General features: G+C 72.1%; 28 protein-coding genes and 1 tRNA gene. 12 read left to right on the forward strand and 17 right to left on the reverse strand.

What is annotated here, in order from left to right; genetic code table 11:
- Window positions 1-9: 9 nt before the first annotated feature.
- Window positions 10-279 carry a DUF2530 domain-containing protein gene (locus ABME02_RS16270; RefSeq protein ID WP_353816389.1) on the forward strand — a complete coding sequence of 90 codons (270 nt, stop codon included), beginning with the start codon at window positions 10-12 and terminating at the stop codon, window positions 277-279.
- Between the two features lie 16 nt (window positions 280-295).
- Here ABME02_RS16270 and ABME02_RS16275 read toward each other — a convergent pair whose 3' ends face one another.
- Complete coding sequence (locus tag ABME02_RS16275) at window positions 296-940, reverse strand: DUF3027 domain-containing protein (RefSeq protein ID WP_353816390.1); 645 nt, start codon at window positions 938-940, stop codon at window positions 296-298.
- Window positions 933-1,313, reverse strand: a complete 381-nt coding sequence (locus ABME02_RS16280) for a cold-shock protein (RefSeq protein WP_353816391.1) — start codon at window positions 1,311-1,313, stop codon at window positions 933-935. The genes ABME02_RS16275 and ABME02_RS16280 overlap by 8 nt, the downstream gene beginning before the upstream one ends.
- Before the next feature lie 109 nt (window positions 1,314-1,422).
- On the opposite strand from ABME02_RS16280, the gene ABME02_RS16285 reads away from it, so the two are divergent.
- The 3 genes from ABME02_RS16285 (at window position 1,423) to ABME02_RS16295 (ending at window position 5,314) form a co-directional block, all read left to right on the forward strand.
- Window positions 1,423-1,698: a hypothetical protein gene (locus ABME02_RS16285; protein WP_353816392.1), complete on the forward strand. Its 276-nt coding sequence runs from the start codon at window positions 1,423-1,425 to the stop codon at window positions 1,696-1,698.
- A gap of 5 nt (window positions 1,699-1,703) precedes the next feature.
- The gene (locus tag ABME02_RS16290; protein WP_353816393.1) at window positions 1,704-3,578 is read left to right on the forward strand and encodes a helicase-associated domain-containing protein; all 1,875 of its coding nucleotides are present in this window, start codon (window positions 1,704-1,706) and stop codon (window positions 3,576-3,578) included.
- A gap of 92 nt (window positions 3,579-3,670) precedes the next feature.
- Window positions 3,671-5,314 (forward strand): DNA repair helicase XPB, encoded by a 1,644-nt coding sequence (locus tag ABME02_RS16295; RefSeq protein WP_353816395.1) that lies wholly within the window; start codon window positions 3,671-3,673, stop codon window positions 5,312-5,314.
- 7 nt (window positions 5,315-5,321) lie between these two features.
- On the opposite strand, the gene ABME02_RS16300 is transcribed toward ABME02_RS16295, so the two are convergent.
- From ABME02_RS16300 to ABME02_RS16315, 4 genes are all read right to left on the reverse strand, one after another.
- The gene (locus tag ABME02_RS16300; RefSeq protein WP_353816396.1) at window positions 5,322-6,059 is read right to left on the reverse strand and encodes a Pr6Pr family membrane protein; all 738 of its coding nucleotides are present in this window, start codon (window positions 6,057-6,059) and stop codon (window positions 5,322-5,324) included.
- A 97-nt stretch (window positions 6,060-6,156) separates the two neighbouring features.
- Window positions 6,157-6,912 (reverse strand): pyrimidine reductase family protein, encoded by a 756-nt coding sequence (locus ABME02_RS16305; RefSeq protein ID WP_353816397.1) that lies wholly within the window; start codon window positions 6,910-6,912, stop codon window positions 6,157-6,159.
- Entirely contained in the window at window positions 6,909-7,730 is an 822-nt protein-coding gene (gene folP / locus ABME02_RS16310) for a dihydropteroate synthase (RefSeq protein ID WP_353816495.1), read from the reverse strand. The genes ABME02_RS16305 and folP overlap by 4 nt, the downstream gene beginning before the upstream one ends.
- 59 nt (window positions 7,731-7,789) lie before the next feature.
- Entirely contained in the window at window positions 7,790-9,025 is a 1,236-nt protein-coding gene (locus ABME02_RS16315; RefSeq protein WP_353816398.1) for an NAD(P)/FAD-dependent oxidoreductase, read from the reverse strand.
- A 112-nt stretch (window positions 9,026-9,137) separates the two neighbouring features.
- On the opposite strand from ABME02_RS16315, the gene ABME02_RS16320 reads away from it, so the two are divergent.
- The 3 genes from ABME02_RS16320 to ABME02_RS16330 all read left to right on the forward strand — a co-directional run bounded on the left by ABME02_RS16320 (window position 9,138) and on the right by ABME02_RS16330 (window position 12,160).
- Window positions 9,138-9,827 (forward strand): response regulator transcription factor, encoded by a 690-nt coding sequence (locus ABME02_RS16320; protein ID WP_129235187.1) that lies wholly within the window; start codon window positions 9,138-9,140, stop codon window positions 9,825-9,827.
- A gap of 41 nt (window positions 9,828-9,868) precedes the next feature.
- Window positions 9,869-11,725, forward strand: a complete 1,857-nt coding sequence (locus ABME02_RS16325; RefSeq protein ID WP_353816399.1) for a sensor histidine kinase — start codon at window positions 9,869-9,871, stop codon at window positions 11,723-11,725.
- A 144-nt stretch (window positions 11,726-11,869) separates the two neighbouring features.
- Complete coding sequence (locus tag ABME02_RS16330) at window positions 11,870-12,160, forward strand: WXG100 family type VII secretion target (protein ID WP_353816400.1); 291 nt, start codon at window positions 11,870-11,872, stop codon at window positions 12,158-12,160.
- A gap of 121 nt (window positions 12,161-12,281) precedes the next feature.
- On the opposite strand, the gene groL is transcribed toward ABME02_RS16330, so the two are convergent.
- The 4 genes from groL to ABME02_RS16350 all read right to left on the reverse strand — a co-directional run bounded on the left by groL (window position 12,282) and on the right by ABME02_RS16350 (window position 15,334).
- The gene (gene groL, locus ABME02_RS16335) at window positions 12,282-13,901 is read right to left on the reverse strand and encodes a chaperonin GroEL (protein ID WP_353816401.1); all 1,620 of its coding nucleotides are present in this window, start codon (window positions 13,899-13,901) and stop codon (window positions 12,282-12,284) included.
- A gap of 183 nt (window positions 13,902-14,084) precedes the next feature.
- Complete coding sequence (locus ABME02_RS16340) at window positions 14,085-14,288, reverse strand: cold-shock protein (protein ID WP_353816402.1); 204 nt, start codon at window positions 14,286-14,288, stop codon at window positions 14,085-14,087.
- Between the two features lie 209 nt (window positions 14,289-14,497).
- Window positions 14,498-15,040 carry a LytR C-terminal domain-containing protein gene (locus tag ABME02_RS16345; RefSeq protein WP_353816403.1) on the reverse strand — a complete coding sequence of 181 codons (543 nt, stop codon included), beginning with the start codon at window positions 15,038-15,040 and terminating at the stop codon, window positions 14,498-14,500.
- Between the two features lie 24 nt (window positions 15,041-15,064).
- On the reverse strand, window positions 15,065-15,334 hold the full coding sequence (locus tag ABME02_RS16350) for a DUF3263 domain-containing protein (RefSeq protein ID WP_353816404.1): 270 nt from the start codon (window positions 15,332-15,334) through the stop codon (window positions 15,065-15,067).
- Between the two features lie 228 nt (window positions 15,335-15,562).
- Here ABME02_RS16350 and msrB point away from each other — a divergent pair, with 228 nt between their 5' ends.
- Both msrB and ABME02_RS16360 read left to right on the forward strand, forming a co-directional pair.
- Window positions 15,563-15,964 (forward strand): peptide-methionine (R)-S-oxide reductase MsrB, encoded by a 402-nt coding sequence (gene msrB / locus ABME02_RS16355; RefSeq protein WP_353816405.1) that lies wholly within the window; start codon window positions 15,563-15,565, stop codon window positions 15,962-15,964.
- Window positions 15,965-15,966: 2 nt separating this feature from the next.
- The gene (locus ABME02_RS16360; RefSeq protein WP_353816406.1) at window positions 15,967-16,518 is read left to right on the forward strand and encodes a nitroreductase family protein; all 552 of its coding nucleotides are present in this window, start codon (window positions 15,967-15,969) and stop codon (window positions 16,516-16,518) included.
- Here ABME02_RS16360 and ABME02_RS16365 read toward each other — a convergent pair.
- From ABME02_RS16365 to ABME02_RS16375, 3 genes are all read right to left on the reverse strand, one after another.
- On the reverse strand, window positions 16,502-17,488 hold the full coding sequence (locus ABME02_RS16365) for a DMT family transporter (protein WP_353816407.1): 987 nt from the start codon (window positions 17,486-17,488) through the stop codon (window positions 16,502-16,504). The two genes, ABME02_RS16360 and ABME02_RS16365, sit on opposite strands and share 17 nt — an antisense overlap.
- A gap of 116 nt (window positions 17,489-17,604) precedes the next feature.
- Window positions 17,605-17,677, reverse strand: a tRNA-Thr gene (locus ABME02_RS16370).
- 98 nt (window positions 17,678-17,775) lie between these two features.
- Complete coding sequence (locus ABME02_RS16375) at window positions 17,776-18,624, reverse strand: DsbA family protein (RefSeq protein WP_353816408.1); 849 nt, start codon at window positions 18,622-18,624, stop codon at window positions 17,776-17,778.
- Between the two features lie 337 nt (window positions 18,625-18,961).
- On the opposite strand from ABME02_RS16375, the gene ABME02_RS16380 reads away from it, so the two are divergent.
- Window positions 18,962-20,062, forward strand: coding sequence for an ABC transporter ATP-binding protein (locus ABME02_RS16380; RefSeq protein ID WP_353816409.1), 1,101 nt, complete (start codon window positions 18,962-18,964; stop codon window positions 20,060-20,062).
- A gap of 76 nt (window positions 20,063-20,138) precedes the next feature.
- Window positions 20,139-21,455, forward strand: coding sequence for a DUF4032 domain-containing protein (locus tag ABME02_RS16385; RefSeq protein WP_353816410.1), 1,317 nt, complete (start codon window positions 20,139-20,141; stop codon window positions 21,453-21,455).
- Window positions 21,456-21,493: 38 nt separating this feature from the next.
- Here ABME02_RS16385 and rlmB read toward each other — a convergent pair whose 3' ends face one another.
- The 4 genes from rlmB to ABME02_RS16405 all read right to left on the reverse strand — a co-directional run bounded on the left by rlmB (window position 21,494) and on the right by ABME02_RS16405 (window position 25,877).
- Entirely contained in the window at window positions 21,494-22,513 is a 1,020-nt protein-coding gene (gene rlmB / locus ABME02_RS16390; protein WP_353816411.1) for a 23S rRNA (guanosine(2251)-2'-O)-methyltransferase RlmB, read from the reverse strand.
- Window positions 22,510-23,934 carry a cysteine--tRNA ligase gene (cysS, locus tag ABME02_RS16395; RefSeq protein WP_353816412.1) on the reverse strand — a complete coding sequence of 475 codons (1,425 nt, stop codon included), beginning with the start codon at window positions 23,932-23,934 and terminating at the stop codon, window positions 22,510-22,512. The genes rlmB and cysS overlap by 4 nt, the downstream gene beginning before the upstream one ends.
- Window positions 23,935-24,035: 101 nt before the next feature.
- Window positions 24,036-25,301, reverse strand: a complete 1,266-nt coding sequence (gene ispD / locus ABME02_RS16400) for a 2-C-methyl-D-erythritol 4-phosphate cytidylyltransferase (protein ID WP_436408292.1) — start codon at window positions 25,299-25,301, stop codon at window positions 24,036-24,038.
- Between the two features lie 93 nt (window positions 25,302-25,394).
- Window positions 25,395-25,877: a CarD family transcriptional regulator gene (locus ABME02_RS16405; protein ID WP_067948714.1), complete on the reverse strand. Its 483-nt coding sequence runs from the start codon at window positions 25,875-25,877 to the stop codon at window positions 25,395-25,397.
- A gap of 160 nt (window positions 25,878-26,037) precedes the next feature.
- Between ABME02_RS16405 and ABME02_RS16410 the strand changes: the two genes are divergently transcribed.
- Window positions 26,038-26,499, forward strand: coding sequence for a hypothetical protein (locus tag ABME02_RS16410; protein ID WP_353816414.1), 462 nt, complete (start codon window positions 26,038-26,040; stop codon window positions 26,497-26,499).
- Window positions 26,500-26,544 lie beyond the last annotated feature (45 nt).

Genomic DNA, 26,544 nt, shown 5'->3' on the forward strand with positions numbered 1-26,544 from the left:
GTGACGGCCATGCGGCTGTGGCTGTCCGAGTCCGAGCGGCGTCCCGACCCCGAGCCGGTCAGGGCCGACGCACGCAAGGCACTGCTCGCCGGAACCATCGGATGGGTCGTCGCACTGGTCCTCGCCCTGACGTTCTCGGGCGCACTCGCGGATGCCGGGTTCGGCTGGTTCACGATCGCGGCCGCGATCGGCGTCGTGCTCGGGATCGTCGGACTCGTCGTCGTGCAGTTGCGTCGGCGACATCATCCGCCCTCGGCCGGCGGGCCGGAATCGCGCTGAGCACCGCTCGGACACGTCAGTCCGACTCGTCCGCGCCCTCCTCGTCGGCGTCCCCGCCGTCCTCGGCGTCCTCATCGCCCTCGTCGAGCGCGTCGATGTCGATGCCGTCGAAGACGTCGTCACCGGCGTCCTCGTCGCCGAAGTCGTCATCGACCTCGTCCCCGACCTCGGCGTCCTCGTCGCCGTCCGCCTCGTCGGCGGCGGGCGCATCGTCGCCGTCGCGCCCGTCGTCGACGTCCGACTCCTCGTCGCCCGACTCCGCCTCGGCGGCGGCCGCCGCCTGCGACGCGCGGTACTCGGCGAGCCGCTCCGACCACGGCACCCACTCGGGGGCGAGGAGCGCCTGCTCGCCGGGGAGCAGCTCGGTCTCGAGCACCGTCGGGTCGGCGTCCTCGACGCGGGCGAGCGTGACGGACCAGTGCCATCCGGGGTAGCCCGGCAGGTCGGCGGCGAAGTGCAGCGAGAGCACGTGCTCGCCGTCGGCGACGTGGCCGACCACGGAGCCGACCGACTGCGCCGGCGTGACCTCGAGCAGCGCGCCGCGCGCCAGGTCGACCGCGGCGAGGAGCACCTCGTCGGCGACGATCGGCGCCGGCTCCGCCACGATGCCCGCGCCGTCGGATGCCTCGATCGCCGCGCCGGCGGATTCCAGGTCAGGCATCCAGCTCGTCCGCGACCTTGCGAAGGAGCGCCGCGATCTTGCGGCTGTGCGCGTTGTCGGGGTACCGCCCGCGCTTCAGGTTGGCGCCGATGCCGTCGAGGACCTTGACGAGGTCCTCGACGATGACCGCCATGTCGTCGGCGGGCTTGCGGTGCATCCTGGCGAGGCTGGGGGGCGCGTCGAGGACGCGCACCGAGAGCGCCTGCGCGCCGCGCTTGCCCTGGGCGATCCCGAACTCCAGGCGGGTGCCCGAGCGCACGGTCGCGCCGGCGGGAAGCGCAGAGGCGTGGAGGAAGACCTCCTGGCCGTCATCGCCGTGGATGAAGCCGAACCCCTTCTCCTCGTCGTAGAACTTGACCTTGCCGGTGGGCATCGATGGAACTCCCGCTGTCTCGGTGGGCGCGCCGGGAACCGCGGCGACGTCGGCCCCCAGTCTACGGTCCGGCATGCCCCGGGACGGCCGGGGGGCCTATTCTGGGAGCGTGAGCAATCAGGGCCCGATCACCGACCATCGTCTCGAGCGCATCCTCGCCTACATGGTCGCCGCGACCGTCGGCCTCTCGATCATCGCGTTCTTCGCGGTCATGATCGGCACGCTCTCCGGGGTCGGCGCCGACGACGGCTTCAGCGAGGGCATCTGGCCGTTCGTCCTGGTCCTGCCGCTCATCGGGCTGCCCATCGGCTTCGTCCTCCTGGTCGCGTTGCTCATCGTCAACGGCGTGCGTCGGTCGCGGGAGTCCCGGCAGGGCACGGACTGACGGCCATGCTGGTGCTCGCCGCGAGCCTCCGCGCGATTCCGCGCGAGCGACTCGCGGCCGCGCTGGCGGCGCGCGAGCTCGATCACTCGAGCGTCCGCGACCTCTTCGACCTCGCCGAGGCGCTGACCGCGTCCGACTCCATCGACCACGCGGTCGACCGGCTCGAGCGCCCGTCGCTCGCCGTCCTCGCCGCAGCGGCGGCGACCTCCGACGAGGCGGGATGGACCGACCTCGACCGCGTGGCCGACGAACTGCGCGGACTCGGCGCCGACGAGCTCGGCGACGCCCTGGCCGGCGACCCGGCCGCGGTGCTGGAGCGCCTCGAGTCGAGGCTCCTGCTGCTCCGCGACGGAGACCGGATTCACGTGCCGATCGAGATCGCCGCCCGCCTCGGCTCCAGGCTCGACGACGACCTGCCGAGCCTCGAGTCGCTCGCGGGGCACGCGCCGCCGGTCGCCGTGCCGGGCGACCGCCCCGACACCGGCCTGCTCGACCGACGCGCCGCCGAGACCGCGCACGGCACCGTCGCCGCGACCGCCGAGCTGCTTTCGGGGCTCGCCGTGCAGCCCGCTCGCGAGCTCGCGAAGGGCGGCTTCGCGCTGCCCGACGCGAAGCGCCTCGCCGAAGCCGCTGCCGTCGAGCTCGACGAGTTCCCGCGGCTCGTGCGCCGCGCGATCGAGGCGGGCCTGATCGTCCGCGACGGCCCGGTCTGGCTCGAGTCCGACGCCGGCGCCGAGTGGATCATGCTCGGGACGGGCGCTCGGTGGTCCCGGCTCGCCGAGGCCTGGCGCGCCCGCATCCCGGCGCCGCTGCGCGACCTGGTCGTGCGCCGCAGCGAGGCACTCAGCTCCGCCTCGATCAGGGACGACGTCGCCTGGTACTACCCCGGCGGCGGCGCCTGGCTGCGCGACGGCATGGACCGGCTGCTGGAGGATGCCGAGGCACTGGGCCTCGCCGTGGCCGGGGAGCCGCTCGAGACGGCGTCGCTCGTGCTCTCGGGCGACGTGGGCGGCGCCGCCGAGCGCCTCGCGCGCCACTTCCCGGCGCAGGTCGACAAGGTCTACGTCCAGCACGACCTCACGATCGTCTCGCCCGGCCCGCTCGAACCCTCCCTCGACGCCCGGTTGCGCGCGTTCGCCGAGGTCGAGGGCCGCGACCTCGCGTCGAGCTACCGCGTGACCGCGGCATCCGTCAACCGCGCCCTCGCCGCCGGCGACAGCGAGCAGGCGATCCGGGGCTTCCTCGAGGGGATCTCGCTGACCGGGATCCCCCAGCCGCTCGCCTACCTCCTGAGCGAATCGGCGACGCGATTCGGCGCCGTCCGCGTCGGTGCGGCCGACCCGTCCGAGGCGCCCGCCCGCGCCTCGGTGCGGTCCGACGATCCGCAGCTCATCGGCACGCTCCTCGTCGACCAGTCCCTCTCGTCGCTCGGGCTCCGGCAGGACGGCGCGAACCGCCTGTTGTCGCGATTCCCACCCGAGGTGGTGTTCTGGGGCCTGAGCGACGCACGCTACCCGGTCGCCGCCGAGGACGCGGAGGGAAGGATCGTCCGCCTCCGTCGCCACCACGTCGGGCACGCACCGACGCCCGCACCGCGCACGGACCCCGTCGAGGCCCTGCTCGACCGGCTCGCCGAGGCAGCCGCCGAGGGGGGCACCGAGCAGGCCTGGCTCGCGAGGCAGCTCGAGGCGGCGGCGCGCGCGAAGGAGACGCTGACGGTCACCGTGCGGATGCCGGGCGGCGACACCGCCGACTACCTCCTCGCGCCGGCCAGCGTCGCGAACGGCCGGCTGCGGGCACGGGATCGCAAGTCCGACATCGAGCGCACGCTGCCGATCTCCGCGATCGCCGCGGTCGCCCCCGCGCCCGCGGGGAGCTGAGCGCTCCGGCCGATCCGCGCGGGACGACCCGCGCCGAGACATCCGGTCGTCCTCGGACCTGCCCTCCGGAAACCCGGATAGACTGGTCCGCTATGTCAGACGGCCCCCTGATCGTCCAGAGCGATCGCACCGTGCTCCTCGAGGTGGCGAACCCGCTCGCCGAGGATGCGCGCCACGACCTCGCCATCTTCGCCGAGCTCGAGCGCGCGCCCGAGCACATCCACACGTACCGCATCACGCGGCTGGGCCTGTGGAACGCACGCGCCGCGGGGCACACGGCCGACGACATGCTGGGCACGCTCGAGCGCTACGCGAAGTTCCCCGTGCCGCAGACGGTCGCCGTCGACATGCGCGAGACCGTCGACCGGTACGGCCGCCTCGTGGTCGATCGCACCGACGACGGCGCACTCCGGCTCCGCAGCGACGACCTCGCTGTGCTCACCGAGGTCGCGGGCGCGAAGCGCGTCGCCCCGCTGCTCACCGAGCGCATCGACGACACCAGCTTCCTCGTCGAGGCGTGGGCGCGCGGTGCGCTCAAGCAGGAGCTCGTGAAGCTCGGCTGGCCGGCCGAGGACCTCGCGGGCTACACGCCGGGCACGCCGCACGAGATCGACCTCGAACAGGACGGCTGGCACCTGCGCGACTACCAGCAGAAGGCGGTCGACAACTTCTTCGAGGGCGGTTCGGGCGTGGTCGTACTCCCCTGCGGTGCGGGCAAGACGCTCGTCGGCGCCGGGGCGATGGCCACGGCGAAGACCACCACGCTCATCCTCGTGACGAACACGGTGTCGGCGCGCCAGTGGCGCGACGAACTGCTGCGCCGCACGAGCCTCACGGCCGAGGAGATCGGCGAGTACTCCGGCCAGACCAAGGAGGTCAAGCCGGTCACGATCGCGACGTACCAGATCCTCACCGCGAAGCGGAAGGGCGAGTACGCGCACCTCGCGCTCCTCGACGCGCTCGACTGGGGCCTCGTCGTGTACGACGAGGTGCACCTGCTGCCCGCGCCCGTGTTCAAGCTCACCGCCGAACTGCAGGCCCGCCGCCGGCTGGGGCTCACCGCGACGCTCGTGCGCGAGGACGGCCGCGAGGGCGACGTCTTCTCGCTCATCGGGCCCAAGCGGTTCGACGCCCCGTGGAAGGAGATCGAGGCGCAGGGCTTCATCTCGCCCGCCGCCTGCTACGAGGTGCGCATCGACCTGCCGCAGTCCGAGCGGCTCGCCTACGCGGCATCCGCCGACGACGAGCGCTACCGGCTCGCCGCGACCGCGCCTGCGAAGCTCGGGGTCGTCAAGGAGCTCGTGGCCAGGCACTCCGGCGAGCGGATCCTCGTCATCGGCCAGTACCTCGACCAGATCGACGAGCTCGCCGAGACGCTCGGCGCGCCGCAGCTGACCGGCGCCACGCCCGTCGACGAGCGCGAGCGGCTCTTCCAGGAGTTCCGCGACGGCCGGACACCGGTGCTGGTGGTGTCGAAGGTCGCCAACTTCTCGGTCGACCTCCCCGAGGCCACGGTCGCGATCCAGGTGTCGGGCTCGTTCGGCTCCCGGCAGGAGGAGGCCCAGCGCCTCGGCCGGCTGCTCCGCCCGAAGGAGTCGGGACTCTCGGCGAACTTCTACACGCTGGTCGCGCGCGACACGGTCGACCAGGACTTCGCGCTGAACCGCCAGCGGTTCCTCGCGGAGCAGGGCTACAGCTACACGATCCTCGACGCGCACGCCCTCGAGGCCGCCTGAGTCGAGATCAGGCGGATGCCCCGGGGCCCTGCCCGTGCCGCACGCGCCCGAGCCGAACGCCGACCCACCAGGAGAGCCGGTCGAGCGCCATGACGACGAGCCCCAGCACGGCGATGTAGGCGACCACGCGCAGCATCTCGAGGAGGGACCCGAGGGCGCCGAGGGCATCGGTGTCGAGGAACGGGTACGGGAACCGGTCGGGGACCTCGGGCAGGGCGAGGGCACGCCAGAGGAAGACGAGCCCGTACGCGGCGGGGTACAGCAGCCACCACGCGGCATCCCGCCACCGCACCACGCGGTGCGGCCCGAACGCGACCCAGTCGACGAGGACCATGACGGGGACGACGTAGTGCATCGCGAAGATCGCGCGATTCGCGAGCTGATCGGTCGGGTCTGCGACGACGAGACCGGGGATCGGGTTCTCGAAATGGTTCAGCAGGACGTGCGAGACGACCATCGTGGTGAGGATCCACGTCGTGACCCCGCCGCGGAGCACCGGCGCAGGGGCCGCCGCCGTTCCCCGGCGCAGCATCCAGTACAGCGTGCCGGCGAAGTAGGCGAAGACGATGACGTTGCTCTGCGTGGTGAAGTAGGCCAGGCGCCGCTCGCCGGCGACGAGCCCCCAGAGCACGACGAGCACGATCGCGACGCGCCACCAGAATGCGGGCGCCGCCCAGACGTTCACGCGCTGCGCCACGTCGGGGCGCGGCTCCGGTCGAGTCCGGTCGGCGGCGTCGACGCTCACCCCATCACCTCTCCTCGTCGAAGGTGCGGCGGATCGCGCCGCACGCAGAGGCTAGGCGGCGCCCGCGGGCGGTGTCAACGCGCCGGGTGCGTCGCGCTCAGCCCCGCGCGTAGCGCAGGAAGAGCATCCGCTCGCCCGGGATCGCGTGCACCAGTCGCATCCCTCGCGGGCGCTCCTCCGCCGAACGCGAGATGCGCGGCGCCGTGCCGCCGACCAGCACCGGGCTGAGCGTCACGCACAGCTCGTCGACGAGGTCGGACTCGGCGAGGGCGCCGAGCAGGCCGGGGCCGCCCTCCGAGAGGATCGAGCGCAGGCCCCGCCGCCCCAGTTCCGCCATCGCCTCGGCGAGGTGGACTCGGCGGCCTCCCGCGACGATGACGTCGGCGACGCGGGCGAGCGCGTCGCGCCGGTCGGGCGGCGCGGCCTCCCCCGTGACGACGATCGGGCGGGTCGTCGACTCGACGAAGAACGGATGCGTCGGCTCGAGGTCGAGCCGCGACGACACGACCGCGAAGCGCGGCTGCGGTTCCCGTCCGCGCGCGGCCCGCCATGCGGCATCCGCCTCGACGACGGCCGCGCCGCCGTAGCCCTCGGCGCGCACCGTGCCCGACCCGACGAGCACGACGTCGGCGTGCGAGCGCAGGACGGACATCAGTCGCTGGTCCTCGGCGTCGCCGAGCCCGCCGCTGCGGCCGCCGATCGTCGCCGCGCCGTCGAGGCTCTCGACCATGTTCACGCGGCAGAACACGGCGTCGGGCCCTCCGCCCGAATCGACGACGTCGACCGCGTACGCGGCGTGCATCCGATCGGCGTCGAACGGCCCGCGATCCGACGACGTGATCCCGGGGCTCACGGCTCGCCGCCCGGCCGCAGGTTGTGCTCGAGGAACACCGGCTCGCGCCATCCCTCGATCGCCTCGACCATCCGGACCGCGTCGACCGTCTCGCGCACGTTGTGCACCCGGACGATCCGCGCACCGCGATCGATGCAGTAGACCGCCGCGGCGAGGGAGCCCGCGAGCCGGTCGCGCCGGTCGCGCCGGCCCAGGCTCTCGCCGACGAAGTCCTTGTTGGAGAGCGCGACGAGCAGCGGCGGCCCGACCTCGGCGATCTCGCCGAGTCGCCGCGTCAGCTCGAGCGAGTGCAGCGTGTTCTTGTTCAGGTCGTGCCCGGGATCGATGACGATCCGCCCGTCTGGGACGCCGCGAGACCGGGCGAGGTCGATGCGCTCGCGCAGGAACGCGGCGACCTCCGCGACGACGTCGCCGTAGTGCGGCATCGGGTGCGGCGTTCGCGGCGCGGCCAGGCTGTGCGTGATCACGATCGTGGCGTCGCTGTCGGCGACGACGTCGGCCATGGCGGGGTCGTGGATGCCGGTCGTGTCGTTGATCACGTGCGCGCCGGCCTCGATCGCCCGCCGCGCCACCTCGGGGTGGAAGGTGTCGACCGAGACGACGGCGCCCGATCCGGCGAGCGCCGCGACGACCGGGACGACGCGCTCCGCCTCCTCGTCGACCGGGATCGGCGGGCCGGGCGCGAACTTCGCGCCTCCGACGTCGACCCAGTCGGCGCCGTCGGCCACGGCCGCCCGCGCGGCCTCGACGGCCCGGTCGAACGCGAAGGTCGCCCCGCGGTCGTAGAACGAGTCGGGCGTGCGGTTCACGATCGCCATCACCGCGACCTGCCTGGCGAAGTCGAACTCGCGTGGTCCGATGCGCCGGATCGCGGCGTTCACGCGTCGACGCCGATCTCGGCGAGCGGCACCTCGGCGTCGGCGAGTCGGGCCGGATCGACGGCCGCCCCCGAACGGATGAGCCGCTGCACCTCGTCGTTCACGTCCCACACGTTCACGTTCATGCCGGCCACGACCCGCCCGTCGAGGAGCCAGAACGCGATGCACTCGCGCGCGGCGAGATCGCCACGCACGACGAGTTCGCCCCGGTCGGCGAGCTCGCCGTACCCCGAGTACTCCATGCCGAGGTCGTACTGGTCGGTGTAGAAGTACGGGATCTCGTCGTACTCCAGTTCCTGGCCCGCGAGCACGCGCCCCACCGCGCGCCCGCTCGCCTCGGCGTTCGCCCAGTGCTCGACGCGCAGCCGGTGCCCGAGCGTGGGATTGAAGACGTTCGCGACGTCGCCCGCGGCGTAGATCCCGTCGGCACTCGTCCGGAACGCGGCATCCGTCGCGATGCCGTCGTCGACCGTGAGGCGAGCGGATGCCGCGAGCCCGACGTTCGGCGTCGCCCCGATGCCGACGACGACGACATCGGCCGGAACCTCCTCCCCCGTGGACAGGACGACGGCGCGCACCCGACCCCGCTCACCCTCGATCGACGCGACCGCGACACCGGTCCGGACGTCGACGCCGTGCTCGCGGTGCAGGTCGGTGAACATGCCGCCCAGCTCGCGGCCGACGGCGCCGACGAGCGGCGCCTCCGTCCGGCCCAGTACGGTGACGGCGTCGCCGTACCCGCGTGCCGCGGCCGCGACCTCCAGCCCGATCCAGCCTGAGCCGATCACCACGACGCGCCGGTCGCCCGCGCGGAGTGCGGTCCGGAGGCGTGTGGCGTCGGGCAGCGATCGCAGCACGTGGATGCCGCGGAGGCCCGCACCGGGCCCCTCGAACCGCCGGGGGGACGCGCCGGTCGCGAGGAGCAGCCGGTCCCACGCGAGCTCCCCCGCGTCGGTCGTCAGCGTGCGCGCGACGGGGTCGAGCGCGGTGGCCCGCACGCCGAGGCGCAGGTCGACGTCGTGGTCGCGGTACCACGCGGCATCCGAGGGGTAGATCGCACTCGAAGGCTCGTCGCCCGCGAGGTAGCCCTTCGAGAGCGGCGGCCGCTCGTACGGGCGGCGCCGTTCCTCGGTGACGACCACGACCTCGTCGTCGACGCCGTGCTCGCGCAGGGACTCGACCGCTCGCGCCGCGGTCAGGCCACCACCGACGACCACCACTCGTTCGCGTGCCATGCGGCGAGTCTTGCACGGTCGCCGTCGGGCGTCGAAGGCTCATGGCGTCTGCTCGCACGGCGTTCGAGCAATTCCCAGCCAAGTTCCAGCCCACGCGCAGCAGAATCGTTGCATGAGCGACGGACCACGCATCCTCATCGTCGACGACGAGCCCAACATCCGCGACCTGCTGACGACGAGCCTCCGCTTCGCTGGCTTCGCGGTGCGCGCGGTGGCGAACGGCGCGCAGACCATCTCGGCCGTGCTCGAGGAGGAGCCCGACCTGATCATCCTCGACGTCATGCTGCCCGACATGAACGGCTTCGGCGTCACCAAGCGACTGCGATCGGCCGGGTACACGGCGCCGATCCTCTTCCTCACGGCCAAGGACGACACCGAGGACAAGATCACCGGCCTCACGGTCGGCGGCGACGACTACGTGACCAAGCCGTTCAGCCTCGACGAGATCGTCGCGCGCATCCGCGCCATCCTCCGGCGCACGATGCACGCCGAGGAGGACGCGGTGATCCGCACCGGCGAGCTCACCATGGACCAGGACACGCACGAGGTGCTCGTCGGCGACACGCCCGTCGAACTCTCCCCCACCGAGTTCAAGCTGCTGCGCTACCTGATGCTGAACCCCAACCGCGTGCTGTCCAAGGCGCAGATCCTCGACCACGTGTGGGAGTACGACTTCAACGGCGATGCCGGCATCGTCGAGAGCTACATCTCGTACCTGCGTCGCAAGCTCGACCAGCACTCGTCCGAGCCGCTCATCCAGACCAAGCGCGGCTTCGGGTACATGCTGAAGTCGAAGTCGTAGTACAGGCCCGGTACAGGGAGGATCCGTAGACTCGGCCCGCCATGCACCAGACCCTCGCCGACCGTTGGAGCCGGATCTCGCTCCGGACCAAGATCACGGGCGTCACCGTCCTCATGCTGACGCTCGGCCTCCTGGTCTCCGGAATCGGCACGGCGGCGATGCTCCGGTCCTACGTGGAGTCGCAGCTCGAGACCAAGCTCGAGTCGATCGCGTCGAGCCGGATCTCCGAGTACCTCACCCGCGGCGACGGGGGCGCGTCGGGATCCGACGACGCGTTCGACTTCAACGCGTCCGACGACGTCTTCGTGGCCGTCTACGACGCGAATTCCGGCAGGTTCCTCACGCACAACTGGGGCATGCGCGACCCCGGCGTGTTCCCGCTCATCCCCAAGCAGCTGTCGCAGGCCGACGTCTACGCGCAGAACGCCGGTGGGGGCTACCGCGTCTTCTCGCTCCCCGACGCCAACGGCGACCTCACCTTCCGGGGCGTGTACGCGGTCATGTACGCCGACGACCAGGGCAACCTCGCGCCGATCCTCATCGCGATCTCGTCGCAGGACACCGAGCGGCTGCTCGCCGCATACCTCACGATCTTCCTCGGCTTCGGCATCGGCGTGGTGCTCGTCGGCGCGCTCCTGACGCGGATGCTCGTCACGACGACCTTCACCCCGCTGCGCGAGGTCGAGGCCACGGCGGCCGCCATCGCCGACGGCGACTTCAGCCAGCGTCTCGGCGGCGCCACGCCCAACACCGAGGTCGGGCGACTCAACCGCTCGCTCAACACCATGCTGAACCGCATCGACCGGGCGTTCCGGGATCGCGCGCGGACGATCGACCAGATGCGGCGCTTCGTGGGGGATGCCTCGCACGAGCTCCGCACGCCCCTGGTCTCGGTGCGCGGGTACGCCGAGCTGTACCGCATGGGCGCCCTGCAGAACCCCGAGGACGTCGCCCAGGCGATGGATCGCATCGAGAAGGAGGCGATCCGGATGGGCGGGCTCGTCGAGGACCTCCTCGCCCTCGCGCGCCTCGACGAGGCGAAGCCGCTCGACCTGGCCGAGGTCGACCTGGTGCCGCTCGCCCGCGACGCCGCGCTCGACGCCATGGCCGCGAACCCGGGGCGCACCGTGACCGTCATCGCGCCGGAGGCCGTCGCCACCGGTTCGACCGAGGCCGTCCCGGTCGACGTCGAGGTCGACCTCGACTCGGGATCCGCGCGATCGACCGGCCCGATGGCCTTCGCCGGCGCCACCCTCGCCCGACTGCGCGGCCGCCGCGCCGGCGAACCGGGCGAGGAGAACGGCGCCCCGTCCCGGTCGGGTCGCCGCGGCGGGCGAGGTGCGACGACGGCGCGGTCCGGTCGCGGCGGATCGGCGCGGGGCACCGCGGCGGCGGATGCCGGCCTGGCGACGGCCGCGGTCGGCGATGCCGGGGCGGCCGGTTCGGCCCGGAGTGCGAGATCGGCCGCAGCCGCTGCGCCCGCGGAGATCGTGCCGGTGCGCCGGGCGATCGTGCTCGCCGAGGAGAACAAGATCCGCCAGGTCATCACCAACCTGATGGGCAACGCGATCCGGTTCACGCCGGTCGAGGGCCCGATCGAGATCCGCGTGTCGGTCGACGACGACGCCGAGCGGGCGCTGCTCGAGATCGTGGACCACGGCGAGGGCATCCCGCCCCAGATCCGCGAGAAGATCTTCCAGCGGTTCTGGCGCGCCGACACCTCGCGCACGCGCGAGACGGGCGGGTCCGGCCTGGGACTCGCGATCGTGTCGTCCATCGTCTCCGCGCACAACGGCCACGTCGACGTGGTCGAGACGCCGGGCGGCGGCGCGACGTTCCGGGTGTCGCTGCCGCTCGCCGGCTCGAGCTCGGCACCGCAGCGGGTCGCGAACGCCTGAGCGCGGCACCACCGGGCCGACCGGGCCCGCGACTCGTCCTCGACAGGCCGTGGCGGCGGCCCTGACCCATCCCGACCGGGCAGGGGCGCATCGCGCCTCGCAACGCCCGCATACGGTCGCTGCACGACGAACCGGAGGGATGACATGACGAGGTACCAGGTCGACAGCGAGCAGGTGCACGCGGCGACGCAGAGCATGCAGGGCACGATCGGGCGGATCCAGTCCGAGGTGGGTGCCCTGCTGGCACAGCTCACCGGGCTGCAGGGGTCGTGGTCGGGCCAGGCGTCGGCGGCGTTCCAGGCCGCGGTCGCCGACTGGCGCCTGACGCAGCAGCACGTCGAGCAGAGCCTCGCCGGGCTGAACCAGGCGCTGGGCGCCGCCGCGATGCACTACGCCGACGCCGAGCAGGCGAATGCGCGCCTGTTCGTGCGCTGACGGCGGCGGTCGGGCCCGAACGACCCCGGCCGGCACGACGAAGGGCGCCTCCCGGAGGAGGCGCCCTTCGCGCGTTGGATGCGGCGCTCGCGGCCATGCGGACCCGGGGGCCCGCTCGGGACTAGAAGTCCATGCCGCCCGTCGGGTCGGCGGGGACCGGCGCAGCCTTCTCCGGCTTGTCGGCGACGACGGCCTCGGTCGTGAGGAAGAGGCCGGCGATCGACGCGGCGTTCTGCAGCGCCGAGCGGGTCACCTTGGCGGGGTCGATGATGCCCTGCGCGAGCAGGTCGCCGTACTCGCCGGTCGCGGCGTTCAGGCCGTGGCCCGCGGGGAGCTCCGAGACCTTGTTCGCGACGACGCCCGGCTCGAGGCCGGCATTGAGGGCGATCTGCTTGAGCGGCGCCTCGATGGCGACCTTGACGATGTTCGCACCGGTCGCCTCGTCGCCCGCGAGCTCGAGCTTGCCGAACGCGGCCTTGCCGGCCTGGATGAGGGCCACGCCACCACCGGCGACGATGCCCTCCTCGACGGCGGCCTTCGCGTTGCGGACGGCGTCCTCGATGCGGTGCTTGCGCTCCTTGAGCTCGACCTCGGTGGCCGCGCCCGCCTTGATGACGGCGACGCCGCCCGCGAGCTTGGCGAGGCGCTCCTGGAGCTTCTCGCGGTCGTAGTCCGAGTCGGTGTTGTCGATCTCCGAACGGATCTGGGCGACGCGGCCCGCGATCTGGTCGGGGTCGCCGGCACCCTCGACGATGGTCGTCTCGTCCTTGGTGATGACGACCTTGCGGGCCTGGCCGAGCAGGTCGAGCGTGGCGTTCTCGAGCTTGAGGCCGACCTCCTCGGAGATGACCTGGCCGCCGGTGAGGATCGCGATGTCCTGGAGCTGCGCCTTGCGGCGGTCGCCGAAGCCCGGCGCCTTGACGGCGACCGACTTGAAGATGCCGCGGATCTTGTTGACGACGAGCGTGGCCAGGGCCTCACCGTCGACGTCCTCGGCGATGATCAGGAGCTGCTTGCCCGACTGGATCACCTTGTCGACGATCGGGAGCAGGTCCTTGATGTTCGAGATCTTCTGGTTGGCGATGAGGATGTACGGGTCCTCGAAGACCGCCTCCTGGCGCTCAGGGTCGGTGACGAAGTACGCCGACAGGTAGCCCTTGTCGAAGCGCATGCCCTCGGTCAGCTCGAGCTCGGTGCCGAAGGTGTTCGACTCCTCGACGGTGACGACGCCCTCCTTGCCGACCTTGTCGATCGCCTCGGCGATGATCTCGCCGATCTGCGGGTCGGCCGCCGAGATGGACGCGGTCGCGGCGATCTCGTCCTTGGTCTCGACCTCCTTGGCGGTGGCGAGGAGCTCCTCGGAGACGGCCGAGACGGCCTTCTCGATGCCGCGCTTGAGCGAGATGGGGTCGGCGCCTGCGGCCACGTTGCGGAGGCCCTCGCGCACGAGCGCCTGGGCGAGCACGACCGAGGTCGTGGTGCCGTCGCCGGCGACGTCGTCGGTCTTCTTCGCGACCTCCTTGACGAGCTCCGCGCCGATCTTCTCGTACGGGTCGTCGAGCTCGATCTCCTTGGCGATCGACACGCCGTCGTTCGTGATGGTGGGGGCGCCCCACTTCTTCTCGAGCACGACGTTGCGGCCGCGCGGGCCGAGGGTCACCTTGACCGCGTCGGCGAGCGTGTTGAGGCCACGCTCGAGGCCGCGACGGGCCTCCTCATCGAAAGCAATGATCTTTGCCATGTGTGTCTCTCGTCCCTTCCCGGACGTCTAAGAACCGTGGGGTTAGCACTCGAATCGACTGAGTGCTAAACCGATTCTGGCACTCGCATGCGTCGAGTGCAAGCGAGGCGGCGCCCGACCGGGGCGAGCGGACATGCGGAAGCGCCGCCGGGGGCATCCGGCGGCGCTTCCGAAGAATCGAACTCAGGCGGGACGGACCGCCTCGGCCTGCGGGCCCTTCGAGCCGGAGCCCACCTCGAAGATCACCTGCTGGCCCTCTTCGAGGACCTTGTAGCCGGCCATGTCGATGGCGGAGTAGTGGACGAAGACGTCCTGTCCCCCACCGTCGACGGTGATGAATCCGTATCCCTTTTCAGCGTTGAACCACTTCACGGTTCCGTTCGCCATGCGTTGCTCCCATGTTGCCGTGTATCGAAGTCAGCACGTGCCGTCGGCTGTACCGGGCCGTCGTCGTGCCGACGTCGACGACGGGGACCGGCGCCGGGTGCTCACACGGGTGTTCGAGCGGCCGTTTCTAGATACTCACGTCGCGACGGCCGCGCACAAGGTCTCCGACGCCGCGAATGGTCGCAGAATGGCAACGATTCACCGTCCCGTCACTCCGCGACGGCGTCGGCGTAGTCCGCTCCGAGGACGACCACGAGCTGCATGCCCTCCTCGCCGAACTCCTCGGAGAGCCGCACCTCGGACTCCGGCAGCTGCTGCGCGACGCCTCGGGCGGCGCCCTCGAGGTCGGCGGAGGCGTAGTACACGACCGTCTGCTCGATGTCGTTGCGATCGGCGTTCGCGGTGATGCCGACGGGGACGCCCGCAGCGGTGAGCGCCTCGCCCGCCTGCGCGGCCAGACCGGTGGTCGAGGTGCCGTTCAGCACCGCGACCGTCACGTCGGGGGCGAGGGTGGGCTCCGCGGTCGGGACGGCCGAGGCCGGCGCCGTCGGCAGCGCCGTGTCGTCGAAGTCGAGTCGCTGGTTGTAGGCGGCGACGGCGGCGATGCCGGCGCCGGCGAGCACGACGGTCGCGAGCGCCGCCCACGCGAGGGTCACCCAGCGCCGCCCGCGTCGGGCGGGCGCGCGGTGCGCGCCGACCCGGTCCATGCCGTGCGGGATCGAATCGAACCGGTCGCGGGGGAACTTCTGCACCTGTGGTCCAGTCGGTCGGGGCGCTCAGGCGAGCGGCCGGGCGGTCGGGATGGCACGGCGCGCACGCGAGTGCGCACGTGCCTCGCGCTGCCGCTGCAGGCGACCGATGAGCATCGGGTCGAACCGCAGGGCGGCCGGCGAATCGACGAGCGCGCCGAGGAGCCGATAGTACCGGGCCGCGGAGAGCCCGAGCTCGTCGCGGATGGCGTCGGCCTTCCGGGCGGGGTCGCGCCACGGTCGGGATTCGAAGGCGAGGATCGCGCGTTGCGCGTCGTCGAGCCCGTCTGCGTCCATCGCACCTCACTCACCGGAGTCCGCCGTCGACCACATCCTAGGGAGCGGATGCCGGGAGCCCGCCCCATGCGACGGCGCGGCCCGAACACGGCCATCGGAGCGCGCCGACGGTGCGGGTTCCAGACGCCCGCGCATCGACGGGAACACCGTCGCACCGGGACACGTTGCATCCGACGTCCCGCAAAGCTGCGACGATGGAAGACGGCCGACCGACCCGGAGGAGACCGCATGGCGTACCAGGTGAACAAGTCCGACGACGAGTGGCGCGCAGAACTCGGCGACGAGCAGTACGCGGTGCTCCGCGAGGCCGCGACCGAGCGCCCGTGGACGGGCGAGCTCCTCGACGAGGAGCGCGCGGGGATCTACGCGTGCGCCGCGTGCGCCAGCGAGCTCTTCAAGTCCGGCACGAAGTTCGACTCCGGCTGCGGCTGGCCGAGCTTCTACGAGTCGGTGCGACCCGAGGCCGTCGAGCTCATCGAGGACACCTCGCTCGGGATGCTGCGCACCGAGGTGCGCTGCGCGAACTGCGGTTCGCACCTCGGTCACGTCTTCCCCGACGGCTTCGGCACGCCGACGGGCGACCGCTACTGCATGAACTCGATCGCGCTCGAGTTCACCCCCGAGTCCTGAGCGTGGGCGCCGCCCGAGACGCCGTCCTCGCGCGTCGGTCGTGGCCGGAGGTCACGGACGGCGCGCCGACCGACGCCGAGCTCGTCGAGCTCCTCGAGGCCGCGTCGACCGTGCCCGACCACGCCGCCCTCGGGCCGTGGCGGGTGATCGCGCTGCGCGGCGATGCCCGTGCGCGCCTCGGGCAGGCGCTCGTCGAGGCGTCAGGGTTCGACGGCACGGCGGCCGACAAGCTCGCGGCCAAGCCGCTCCGCGCTCCCCTGCTGCTCGCACTCGTCGCCGTCGTGCGGCGGCACCCGAAGGTGCCCGCCTGGGAGCAGGACGCGTCGGCCGCCGGCGTCGGGCACCTGCTCGCGCTGCTGCTCGACGATGCCGGCTGGGGCGTCATGTGGCGCACGGGGCCCTTCACGCGGGATCCGGCCGTCTCGCGGATGCACGGCCTCGCCGACGACGAGCACCTGCTCGGCTGGCTCTACGTGGGCGGCCGCAGCGCCGCCGACCGACCCCAGCGCCGCCTCGGGACGCGCGCCGCGGACCGGTTCACCGCCCTGACGTGACCCCGCCGGCTCCCCCGGCCGTCGCCGTCCCGGCGCCCTCCGCCGCGAGATGCCGCGCCGGGCGCCAGCGGATGCTCGCGAGCGCGACGGCGACGAGCGCGAGCACGGTCCCGCCGACGGTCGCGAAGCCCACCGGCCGCGCCGAGGTCGGCAGCAGCAGGTCGAGCGCGAGGGCGGCAGCGAGCTGGCCGGCGACCAGGCCGAGGGCCAGCACGAGCACGCCCACCCGCCGGACCAGCACGGCCTGCGCCGCGATGAAGACGCAGCCGATCGCACCGCCCGCGTAGAGCCACGGCGACGTCGGGAATGCGGTCGGCCAGCCGACGGATGCCGCGTGCACCAGCATCACGACGACGAGCACCGAGGTGCCGACGAGGAAGTTCGTGAGCGTCGCCGCGAGTGCACTCGCCGATCCCGTGCGCACGCGACCGTTCATCGCCTGCTGCCAGGACGCGCCGATTCCGGCCGAGAACGGCAGCAGCATGAGCCAGAGGGGCACGGTCCCGGCGACCTGGGCCGACACCGCCCAGCCGATCGCCACCAGGGCGAGCACGGCCCCGGCGATGCGGGTCGGGCTGAGCGGGCGGCGTCCGCCGGGTCCCAGGCCGATCGCGTCGAAGACCACCCCGCCGAGGGTCTGCCCGGCGACGATGGCCACCGTGAACAACGCCACGCCGAGCACGCCGACCGCGAGCCCCTGGGTCGCCACGAACCACGCGCCGGCGACCCCGCCGAGCAGCATCCACCACGCCAGCCGCCCGGCTCGCACCGCGTCGCGCAGCCGCCGGAGGCCGCGGCGGCCCTCCGGCCACAGCGCGGCGAGCAGCGCGAGGATCGCGAGGCCCGACCCGAACGAGATCGCCGCGGCGACCGAGAAGTCGTCGAGCTCCCTCGCGAGCTCGCCGTTGACCCGCGACTGGAGCGCGACGAAGCCGCCCGACACGATCGTGAGCGCGATGGCGGCCCACATCGGAATCCGGGACGACTCCGCGTGGGCGTGATGATGGGCGTTGGCCGGACCACCCGGTACGCCGGGAGGCGGCGCGACCGGAGTCGGGTCCGGAGGAGCGGAGGAACTCGACATCGAGCCGGCTACGGGACTCGAACCCGTAACCACCGCTTTACAAGAGCGGTGCGCTACCAATTGCGCCAAGCCGGCAGGGACCCTGACATCCTATCGAGGCACGCGTGGCACGCGCGCATGACGACGGCCCGGCCGGTCGGCCGAGCCGTCGTCGGACGAACGGGGGTCTGCGCTCAGCCCGCCTCGGGAGTGGGCGTCGGCGTGGGCGTCGCCTCGGACTCCGAGTAGCTCTCGCCGGTGGCCTGGAGCACGAACGCCTGGAACTCGGCCGGGTCCTCGAGGGAACCGACGTACTGCTTGCCGTTCACGAGCACCGTGGGCGTGCCCGTCACCGACGCCAGGTCGGAGTTCGGGATCGGCTCGGTGAGCGCACGCTCCGTGGCATCCTGCACCCAGCTCTTGAACTGGGTGTCGTCGATGCAGGAGTCGACCGACGACGCGGCGCCGGCCGTCGCGGCGAGGTCCTTGATCTCGTCGTTCGTGAGGCCCGCGGTGAGCTCCTCGGGCTGGTTCTCGAACATGAGGGAGTTGAAGTCGAAGAACGCCTCGGGCGACTCCTCCGCCACGCAGGCGGCGGCGTTCGCCGCGCGCAGCGAGTACTGCGTGCCGGCGGACTTGTTCGTGAGGATGGCGATCGGGTGGATCTCGAGCGTCGCGGCGCCCTGCTCGACCATGGTGCGCATGGTCGCGGAGTTGGTCGTCTCGAACTGGCCGCAGAACGGGCACAGGTAGTCGAGGTAGACGACGATGTTGGCGACCGTGCCGCTCTCGTCGGGGACGGTCGGGGTCGGCTGCCCGCCGGCGGGGATCGCGGGGGTCTCGACGGCCTCGATGCCGGCCTCGCCGCCGATCATGAGGATGCCGTCGCTCGCCATGTTCCGGGGACCGGGGCCCTCGGGGCGGACGCTGTTGAAGATCAGGCCGCCGATCAGCGCCGCCACCGCGACGATCGCCAGCACCACGCCGCCCTGGATGAGGAACTTGTTCCGGCGGTCGCGCTTGCGCTGCTCCTCCCGGAGCACGCGGGCCTTCTCGCGGGCCGCCTCGCGGCGTTGGTTGCGGGTGGGGCGTGGCTCTGATCCGCCAGTGCTCATCGTGGGTCAACTCCGGGTCGCTGTGGGGGCGCGCGCGATTGCAGGCGCACGCACCGAAGAGTGTAGGAGCGATCACTGGGAATCGTCCAAACGACGCCCGGACGCGGACTGGATGCGGCATCCGAGGCGGGCGCCCGTGCGGACATCACGCGGACGACCCCCGCGAGAACGCATGGCATACTAGGGGGGCGTCGACATCGAGGTCGGCGTTTCCATTCACTACGGATCGTCCGGCACGTACCTGCCGGTGAAGGAGAACAGAACCATGGCGTCAGTCACGTTCGACAAGGCCACCCGCCTGTACCCGGGTGGCACCCGTCCCGCCGTCGACCAGCTCGACCTCGAGATCGCAGACGGCGAGTTCCTCGTCCTCGTCGGTCCCTCGGGCTGCGGCAAGTCCACCTCGCTCCGCATGCTGGCGGGCCTCGAAGAGGTCAACGAGGGCAACATCTTCATCGGCGACCGCAACGTCACCGACGTGCCCCCGAAGGACCGCGACATCGCGATGGTCTTCCAGAACTACGCGCTGTACCCGCACATGACCGTCGCCGAGAACATGGGCTTCGCGCTCAAGATCGCCGGCGTCGGCAAGGAGGAGCGCGCCGCGCGCGTCCTCGAGGCGGCCAAGCTGCTCGACCTCGAGCCGTACCTCAACCGCAAGCCGAAGGCCCTCTCCGGCGGCCAGCGCCAGCGCGTCGCCATGGGCCGCGCGATCGTGCGCCAGCCCCAGGTGTTCCTCATGGACGAGCCGCTGTCGAACCTCGACGCCAAGCTCCGGGTCCAGACCCGCACCCAGATCGCGTCGCTCCAGCGCCGCCTCGGCGTCACGACGGTCTACGTCACGCACGACCAGACCGAGGCGCTCACCATGGGCGACCGCATCGCGGTCCTCAAGGACGGCGTCCTCCAGCAGGTCGGCACCCCGCGCGAGCTGTACGAGCGGCCGAGCAACGTGTTCGTCGCCGGCTTCATCGGATCGCCCGCGATGAACCTGTTCCACGCGGAGCTGGTCGAGGGCGGCATCAAGTTCGGCACCGCCACGGTGGACGTGCAGCGCGAAGCGCTCGCGACCGCCTCGAGCAACATCGTGACCGTGGGCGTCCGCCCCGAGGACATCCAGGTCTCGAACACGCCCGGCGAGGGCCTCGAGGTGAAGGTCGACCTCGTCGAGGAGCTCGGCGCCGACGGCTACCTCTACGGCCACTCCGAGATCGAGGGCAAGCGCACCGACATCGTCGCGCGCGTCGACGGCCGCAGCCACCCGTTCGCGGGCGACACCGTCTACCTGCTCCCCACCCCGAAGCACGTGCACGTCTTCGACGCCGAGTCGGGCGAGCGCCTGCTCAAGGAGGCGGTCGCCAGCTGACCGACTCCGGTCATCCACGACGCCGGTCGGGCCCTCGGCCCGGCCGGCTTCGTCGTTCCCCGGTACGCTGTCCCTGATGAGCGGCACTCTCTCGATCACGTCGGCGATGACCGACCCCGCACTGCTCGACCTCCCGTGGGACCTCCCACTCGAGGCCTGGCCGAGCGAGCACATCGCTGCGCTGCCCAAGGGCATCTCCCGTCACCTCGTCCGCTTCGCCCACCTGGGAGGCCACGTGGTGGCCATCAAGGAGACGACCGCGGAGATGGCGAAGGGCGAGTACGAGATGCTGCGGACGCTGCAGCGCCTCGAGATCCCGTGCGTCGAGCCGGTGGCCGTGATCACGAACCGCACCGACGCCGACGGCGAGGCCCTCGCGCCGGTGCTCGTGACGAGGCACCTCCGTTTCTCGTTGCCGTACCGCGCGCTGTTCTCGCAGACGCTCCGCCCCGACACCGCGACCCGGCTCGTCGACGCCCTCGCGGTGCTGCTGGTGCGCCTGCACATCATCGGGTTCTTCTGGGGCGACGTCTCGCTCTCGAACACGCTGTTCCGGCGCGATGCGGGTGCGTTCGCGGCGTACCTCGTCGACGCCGAGACCGGCAAGCTCTACGAGGGCGGGCTCTCCAACGGCCAGCGCGAGAACGACCTCGAGATCGCCCGCGTCAACATCGCAGGCGAGCTGCTCGACCTCGAGGCGGGTGGGCGCGTCGCCGACGAGCTCGACCCCGTGCGCATCTCGAACGGCATCGTCGACGCCTATCGGAACCTCTGGCGCGAGCTCACCGGCAGCGAGTCCTTCGGCATGGCCGAGCGCTGGCGCATCAACGAGCGCGTGAACCGCCTCAACGAGCTGGGGTTCGACATCGAGGAGCTCGCGATCCGGACCGACGAGTCGGGCACGACGCTCCGCATCCAGCCCAAGGTCGTCGACGCCGGCCATCACCAGCGCCGGCTGCTCAGGCTCACCGGCCTCGATGCCGGCGAGAACCAGGCGCGTCGCCTGCTCAACGACCTCGACTCGTATCGCGCGGCCTACCGCAAGGACGCCGACGAGGAGATGGTCGCCCACGAGTGGCTCATGCGCGTGTTCGAGCCGGTCGTCCGCGCGGTGCCGTCGGAGTTGCGCGGCAAGCTGGAGCCCGCGGAGATCTTCCACCAGCTCCTGGAGCACCGGTGGTACATGGCGCAGACCGAGGGCCGCGACATCCCCCTCGCCGAGGCGCTCACCGCGTACATCAACGACGTGCTGCGGCATCGTCGCGACGAGGCGACCGTCATCGGGCCGCCGACCGAGGCGATCACGACCGCCATGCCGGCGGTCGCCCCCGACACCGCCGCCGTGCCCGTGCACCACCCCGACGACGAGGGCGACTGGCGCCTCAAGGTGTGACGCGAGTTCCGTGCCCTCGTCGAGCGCCGGGCGACGTCCTACCCGACCGCGGCCTCGGCGCGCAGCTTCGCGATCTCGTACAGCGTGACGGATGCCGCGATGCCGGCGTTCAGCGACTCGGTCGCCGCCGAGATGGGGATCGACACGACCGCGTCGCACGTCTCGGTGACCAGGCGCGAGAGCCCCTTGCCCTCGGAGCCGACGACGATCACGATCGGCCGATCGGCGAAGTCGAGGCCCGGCAGTGAGACGTCGCCACCGCCGTCGAGCCCGAGCACGAACACGCCGCGCTCCTTCAGCGCCTTGAGCGTCTGCGTGAGGTTCGAGGCCATCGCGACGGGCACGCGCGCGGCGGCACCCGCCGAGGTCTTCCATGCGGACGCGGTGACGCCGACCGATCGGCGCTGCGGAACGATGACGCCCTGGCCGCCGAAGGCGGCGGTCGAGCGGATGATGGCACCGAGGTTGCGCGGATCGGTCACGCCGTCGAGCGCGATGAACAGCGGCGTCTCGCCGGAATCGATCACCTCGTCGAGCAGGTCGACGGGGTGCGCGTACTCGTACGGCGGCACCTTGAGCGCGAGCCCCTGGTGCACGCCGCCCTCACCCGCGAGCCGGTCGAGCTCGGGCCGCATGACCTCGAGGATCGGGATGCCGCGGCCCGTGGCGACCTTCACGGCCTCCTTGACGCGGTCGTCCATCTCGATCCGAGCCGCGATGTACAGCGTCGTCGCGGGGATGCGCGTGCGCAGCGCCTCGACGACGGCGTTGCGGCCGGTCACGATCTCGGACTCGTCGCCCGACTTCGCGCGACGTGCCGCACCCGACGCGCCGCGCGGGGCGCCCGGGCGCTGCCCGCCGCGACCGCCGGACTTGGCGGCGGCGCGCTCGGCGGCGACCTTCTTCTTGTACGCCTGGTGATACGGGCGATCCTCCGCCTTCGGCGTCGGGCCCTTGCCCTCGAGGGCCTTGCGGCTGTGGCCGCCGGTCCCGACCTTCTGGCCCTTGCCCTTCTTGCGCACGGCTCCGGCGCGAGGCTTTCCGCTGCTGCCCTTCATGAGGTGAGGCTCCAATGCGTTCCGGTCTGGCTGTCTTCGATGGTGATGCCGGCATCGGCGAGTTCGGCGCGGATGCGGTCGGCGGCGGCCCAGTCCTTCGAGGCGCGCGCTGCGCGGCGATCCTCGAGGAGCCGGGCGACGAGGGTGTCGAGCGCGGTGGCGACCGGACCGGCATCCGTCGCCCAGAGCGCGTCGGTCGGGTCGATGCCGAGCACCCGGACCATCGCGAGTGCCTGCCCGCGAAGGTCGGCCGCGCTGCCGAGGTCCTCCCCGTCGAGCGCCTGGTTGCCCGCGCGGACGGTCTCGTGCAGGACGGCGAGCGCCTGCGGCACGCCGAGGTCGTCGTCCATGGCCTCGGCGAACGACTCCGGCCACGTGGCATCCGCCCCCGCATCGGCGTAGCGGGTGCCCGCGAGGCGCCGCTCGACGCGCGTGAGGAAGGTGCGGATGCGGTCGACCGCCGCCTCGGCCTCGGCGAGCGAGTCGGGCGAGTAGTCGAGCGTCGAGCGGTAGTGCGCCTGGCCGAGCAGGTACCTGACGGCGAGGGGCGAGGCGAGCGCCGTGAGCTCGCTCGCGTAGACCGAGTTGCCGAGCGACTTCGACATCTTCTGGCCGCCGATGTTCACGAGGCCGTTGTGCACCCAGTAGCGCGCGAAGCCGTCGCCGGCCGCGGTCGACTGGGCGAGCTCGTTCTCGTGGTGGGGGAAGCGCAGGTCGAGCCCGCCGCCGTGGATGTCGAACTCGGGCCCGAGGTAGCGCGCGGCCATCGCCGAGCACTCGATGTGCCATCCGGGTCGGCCCGGTCCCCACGGCGATTCCCAGCCCGCGGAGCGCGGCTCGGTCGCCTTGTGCCCCTTCCAGAGCGCGAAGTCGCGCGGGTCTCGCTTGCCGCGCGGGTCGGAGTCGGCCGCGGCCTCCATGTTCTCGCGGGCCTGCCGGGTCAGCTCGCCGTAGGTCGTCCAGCTGCCGGTGTCGAAGTAGACGTCGCCGGAGCCGTCGGGCGCCGGGTAGGCGTGCCCGCGGTCGATGAGGCGCTGGATGATCCGCTGCATCTGCGTGACGCTCGCGGTGGCGCGCGGCTCGTAGGTCGGCGGCAGGATGCCGAGCGCGTTGTAGGCGGCGGTGAACTCCAGCTCGACCCGGTACGCGAGCGACCACCACTGCTCGCCGATGCCCTCTTCGGCGGCGGCGTTCAGGATCTTGTCGTCGATGTCGGTCACGTTCCGCACGAAGGTCACCGCGTACCCGCGCGCCATGAACCAGCGGCGCATGATGTCGTACACCAGCGCGCTGCGGAGGTGCCCGATGTGCGGGCTCGACTGCACGGTCGGTCCGCAGACGTACATGCCGACGTGCCCCTCCTCGAGGGGCACGAAGTCACGCAGGGCCTGGGCCTTCGAATCGTGGAGTCGCACGGTCACCCGTCAAGCGTACCGGCGCGCCCGCTCTCAGAACGGTGAAGCCGGATGTCGCGCCTCAGCGCATGGGCGGCTCCCCGTTGCGGCCCGATGGCGGGCCAGCGTCAGGCGGGCAGCACCAGGGCGGTCGCGATCGCCGTGACGCCCTCGCCGCGCCCGGTGAACCCGAGGCCGTCGGTCGTCGTCGCGGCGAGGCTGACGGGGGCGCCGACGATGCCGGTCAGCACGGCCTCGGCCTCGGCGCGGCGGGGCGCGAGCTTCGGACGGTTGCCGACGACCTGGACCGACACGTTGCCGACGCGCCATCCGGCCTCGGCGAGTCGGCGCACGGTCTCGGCGAGGAACACCTCGCCGTGCGCGCCGGAGAACCGCGGGTCGTCGGTGCCGAACATGCCGCCGATGTCGCCCAACCCGGCGGCGGCGAGGAGCGCATCGCAGATCGCGTGCGCGACGGCGTCGCCGTCGGAGTGCCCGGACAGCCCGCGCTCCCCCGGCCAGTGGAGACCCGCGAGCCAGAGTGCGCTGTCGGGGTCGTCCGCGAAGCCGTGCACGTCGATGCCGGTGCCGACGCGGGGCACCGACGCGCGCGCCGCGAGTGCGCGCGGCGCCGACCGCTCGGCCGCGGGCGTGCTCGCAGCCCGATCGGCGAGCAGCTGCTCGGCACGGTGCAGGTCGGAGGGCACCGTGATCTTGAACGCGCGCGCGTCACCGGGGACCACGTCGACGGGCACGCCGGCGGCGGCGACGAGGGCCGCGTCATCCGTGAAGTCGGCACCGGCAGCGGCGTAGGCCGACTCGAGCACCTCGCGGGGGAAGCCCTGCGGCGTCTGCATGGCGGCGAGCTCCGACCGATCGACCGTTTCCAGGACGTGACCCTCGCCGTCGACGCGCTTGACGGTGTCGACGACGGGGAGGCCGGGCACGATGCCGCGGCCACGAGCCTCGACCGCCGCGGCCACCTCGTCGAACACCGCAGAGGGCGCGAGCGGCCGCGCCGCGTCGTGCACGAGCACGACCTCGATCTCGCGCGGGAGTTCGGCGATGCCGCGCGCGACCGACTCCTGCCGGGTGAGCCCGCCGGGCACGACCACGAGGTCGACGGATGCCGCGGCCGCGCGCGCAGCGGAGCGCTCGCGCACCTCGTCCACGCGATCGGCCGGAGCCACGACGACCACGAACGGCGCCTCGCGCATGCCGAGGACGGCATCCAACGCGACCCCGAGGATCGTGTCGTCGCCGAGCGGGACGAGGGCCTTCGGTTCCGGATGCCCGAGCCGGGTGCCTGAGCCGGCGGCGACGACGATGACGGCGACGGTGGAGTCGTTCACTCCTCCACCGTAGCCGCCGGAACGATACGTCACCGGGCCGATCGCCCCGGTCCGACTCCGTTGCGGGCCGGCACCGGAGACGACGATCGCCGCCGTGCGCTTCCGCGCCGGCGGCGATCGTCGAAGGGGCTCCGCCTAGGAGGCGAGCACCTCGTCGAGGACGGTCGAAGCCTGCTCCTCGTCGGTCTTCTCTGCGAGCGCGAGCTCGGAGATCAGGATCTGGCGGGCCTTCGCGAGCATGCGCTTCTCACCCGCGGACAGGCCGCGGTCCTGATCGCGGCGCCAGAGGTCGCGGACGACCTCGGAGACCTTGATCACGTCGCCCGAGGCGAGCTTCTCGAGGTTCGCCTTGTAGCGGCGCGACCAGTTGGTCGGCTCCTCGGTGAAGGGGGCGCGAAGCACCTCGAAGACCTTGTCGAGGCCCTCCTTGCCGATCACGTCACGAACGCCGACCAGGTCGACGTTCTCGGCGGGCACCTCGATCACGAGGTCTCCCTGCGTGACGTTCAGCTTGAGGTAGAGCTTCTCTTCGCCCTTGATGATGCGTTTCTTGACTTCGACGATCGTTGCGGCACCGTGGTGGGGGTAAACGACGGTCTCGCCAACCTCAAAAAGCATGAATAGACGTCCTTTCGGCAACTTTCAGGATATCACACCGAGGTAGTGCTAAGGTTCCGCCTCCACGCCCGGGCGACGCCGACGCCGTAGGCTACACTCGACTCGATCCCACGCGCGCGGGTCGCATTCCGCTGCGCGCACGCTCGTCCTTGGAGGTTCTGTGAAGGCGCGTCTCGCGGTATCCGCTGCACTGGCTCTCGGCATCGCCATCGGCGGCAGCGGCTGCGCCATGCTGACCTACCAGGCGACCACCGAGAAGTACGACGCGAGCGACGGCGTCTCCGCCGATGTCGGCGCCCTCGACGTCCGCAACGTCCTCGTCGTGAGCGACGACGGCGAGGAGGGCAACCTCGTCCTGTCCGTCACCAACACGAGCACCGACGACGAGACGCTCTCGATCCAGCTCGTCGACGGGGGCGACACCTTCGAGATCGACGTCGACGGCGGAGAGACCGTCTCCCTCGGCACCGCCGAGGAGGACCCGCTGCTCATCGAGAACCTCGACGCCGAGGTCGGCGGCCTCATCGCCGTCTACCTGCAGGCAGGCAGCGCCGAGGGCGTCGAGATCCAGGTGCCCGTCCTCGACGGCCGCCTCCCCGAGTACGAGGACCTGGTCCCGTAGGGGCCCGAAGACACCGAGAGCGGATGCCGCGGCGCGAGCCGGCGG

Source organism: Agromyces zhanjiangensis (assembly GCF_040496055.1).
Lineage (GTDB): Bacteria > Actinomycetota > Actinomycetes > Actinomycetales > Microbacteriaceae > Agromyces > Agromyces zhanjiangensis.

What these genes read in the sequence shown, in the direction of transcription:
- ABME02_RS16270 (WP_353816389.1), top strand. Translation starts at nt 10, where the DNA reads ATGCGGCTGTGGCTGTCCGAGTCCGAGCGGCGTCCCGACCCCGAGCCG.
- ABME02_RS16315 (WP_353816398.1), bottom strand. Translation starts at nt 9,025, where the DNA reads ATGGCACGCGAACGAGTGGTGGTCGTCGGTGGTGGCCTGACCGCGGCG.
- ABME02_RS16350 (WP_353816404.1), bottom strand. Translation starts at nt 15,334, where the DNA reads ATGGACGCAGACGGGCTCGACGACGCGCAACGCGCGATCCTCGCCTTC.
- ABME02_RS16330 (WP_353816400.1), top strand. Translation starts at nt 11,870, where the DNA reads ATGACGAGGTACCAGGTCGACAGCGAGCAGGTGCACGCGGCGACGCAG.
- ABME02_RS16365 (WP_353816407.1), bottom strand. Translation starts at nt 17,488, where the DNA reads ATGTGGGCCGCCATCGCGCTCACGATCGTGTCGGGCGGCTTCGTCGCG.
- ABME02_RS16320 (WP_129235187.1), top strand. Translation starts at nt 9,138, where the DNA reads ATGAGCGACGGACCACGCATCCTCATCGTCGACGACGAGCCCAACATC.
- ABME02_RS16385 (WP_353816410.1), top strand. Translation starts at nt 20,139, where the DNA reads ATGAGCGGCACTCTCTCGATCACGTCGGCGATGACCGACCCCGCACTG.
- ABME02_RS16280 (WP_353816391.1), bottom strand. Translation starts at nt 1,313, where the DNA reads ATGCCCACCGGCAAGGTCAAGTTCTACGACGAGGAGAAGGGGTTCGGC.
- ABME02_RS16275 (WP_353816390.1), bottom strand. Translation starts at nt 940, where the DNA reads ATGCCTGACCTGGAATCCGCCGGCGCGGCGATCGAGGCATCCGACGGC.
- groL (WP_353816401.1), bottom strand. Translation starts at nt 13,901, where the DNA reads ATGGCAAAGATCATTGCTTTCGATGAGGAGGCCCGTCGCGGCCTCGAG.
- ABME02_RS16290 (WP_353816393.1), top strand. Translation starts at nt 1,704, where the DNA reads ATGCTGGTGCTCGCCGCGAGCCTCCGCGCGATTCCGCGCGAGCGACTC.
- ABME02_RS16340 (WP_353816402.1), bottom strand. Translation starts at nt 14,288, where the DNA reads ATGGCGAACGGAACCGTGAAGTGGTTCAACGCTGAAAAGGGATACGGA.
- ABME02_RS16380 (WP_353816409.1), top strand. Translation starts at nt 18,962, where the DNA reads ATGGCGTCAGTCACGTTCGACAAGGCCACCCGCCTGTACCCGGGTGGC.
- ABME02_RS16325 (WP_353816399.1), top strand. Translation starts at nt 9,869, where the DNA reads ATGCACCAGACCCTCGCCGACCGTTGGAGCCGGATCTCGCTCCGGACC.
- rlmB (WP_353816411.1), bottom strand. Translation starts at nt 22,513, where the DNA reads ATGAAGGGCAGCAGCGGAAAGCCTCGCGCCGGAGCCGTGCGCAAGAAG.
- ABME02_RS16295 (WP_353816395.1), top strand. Translation starts at nt 3,671, where the DNA reads ATGTCAGACGGCCCCCTGATCGTCCAGAGCGATCGCACCGTGCTCCTC.
- msrB (WP_353816405.1), top strand. Translation starts at nt 15,563, where the DNA reads ATGGCGTACCAGGTGAACAAGTCCGACGACGAGTGGCGCGCAGAACTC.
- ABME02_RS16405 (WP_067948714.1), bottom strand. Translation starts at nt 25,877, where the DNA reads ATGCTTTTTGAGGTTGGCGAGACCGTCGTTTACCCCCACCACGGTGCC.
- folP (WP_353816495.1), bottom strand. Translation starts at nt 7,730, where the DNA reads ATGGCGATCGTGAACCGCACGCCCGACTCGTTCTACGACCGCGGGGCG.